Annotated in this window: 1 protein-coding gene; it reads right to left on the reverse strand. The window is 41.4% G+C overall.

What is annotated here, in order from left to right; all coding sequences use genetic code 11:
- Nucleotides 1-31: 31 nt before the first annotated feature.
- On the reverse strand, nucleotides 32-727 hold the full coding sequence (locus tag PSI14_RS19940; RefSeq protein WP_273577720.1) for a hypothetical protein: 696 nt from the start codon (nucleotides 725-727) through the stop codon (nucleotides 32-34).
- Nucleotides 728-1145: the final 418 nt, after the last annotated feature.

Below are 1145 nucleotides of genomic sequence, written 5' to 3' on the forward strand. Positions count from 1 at the left end.
GTATTTGATCGCCGTCCGTGGCTTCAAATCCTTAAGCGGCTTCTTTCCAGCCAGTAATCGAAAACCTACCCATCTTGGGGTGATACCATTGTGAACCGCGTTGCTCTGCTTCTTTCATCATCTGGTGCAAAGCCTTTTCGAATGACTCTTCATATACCACTGACATTTGTGTAACCTGTCCGCCCGGCGCAACATGAGGAACTTTCTTGTGGGGAACCGACCAAGCCATAACTAATTGCTTGCTCTTAGCATTACTCAGACCGTAGGTTGCCTGTAGATAGCTGTAACCTTGATAACCAACAGGAATAGTGCCTTGCTCCATCTGCTCCACTTTCTGCTCAACAACAATCAGGCGCTTTTCTTGTTGAACATTGTTGTTTGCAATAGCGGCAATCAGTTCTGCTGCTGAAAGTTGAGGTGGGCTACTGAGGGCTTTCAGCTTTGCGAGAACAATACGGCGAACGGCTTTTGACTCTCGCATGCCAACTAACATCATCTGATCCATATTGAGAATGGCGTAGTAGGTTTTATGGCCTGTTTTTCCAACTACGAAATTTTCGTAGTTTATATTTTCGCCAATTTCATCATTCACCCGAACGTGAAAGTCAGAGGGTCGTACTGGTTTTTCTCCCGCTTCTACACGAGCTGGATTGATAATGTCATTTAAGAAGTCAATACTTGACATAGTGACAACGACTGACTGATTTGCTAAATTCATATCCAACATATTTGTTTTATCCTTTTAATAGGATGCCAAAAGCCAGTATTTCGCTACTGGCTTTTTTATTTGGTTTAATTGTGAAAAAATCCATGCGAAAACGCCCGATGCAAAATAATTGCATAGGTTAATTACGTGGTTTTAGATTATGGAGTGAGTAAAGGTTAGTGTTTCTGCTTAAGTCATAGAATTATTTATTCGCATTATAATTTACACATGAAAATATAATGAATGCATTAATTCTAAGATAGTTTGTGCTTTTTCAGCACAGTGATATTAAAGAGCGAAGACTCCCCACACGGGCGGGGCATTAATTGTAATTAGCCAGTCCTATTCTAGAGGATTGGTTGCTCCAAGAATGCCTAGAGCGTTCCGGTATAGCGTGTACTTTGTCAGCACACCTAAATTGTTCAAAGAGCAGGTCAAA

It is taken from the genome of Xenorhabdus anantnagensis (genome assembly GCF_028598555.1).
In the GTDB taxonomy this organism is placed as follows: domain Bacteria; phylum Pseudomonadota; class Gammaproteobacteria; order Enterobacterales; family Enterobacteriaceae; genus Xenorhabdus; species Xenorhabdus anantnagensis.

What these genes read in the sequence shown, in the direction of transcription:
- PSI14_RS19940 (WP_273577720.1), bottom strand. Translation starts at nt 727, where the DNA reads ATGTTGGATATGAATTTAGCAAATCAGTCAGTCGTTGTCACTATGTCA.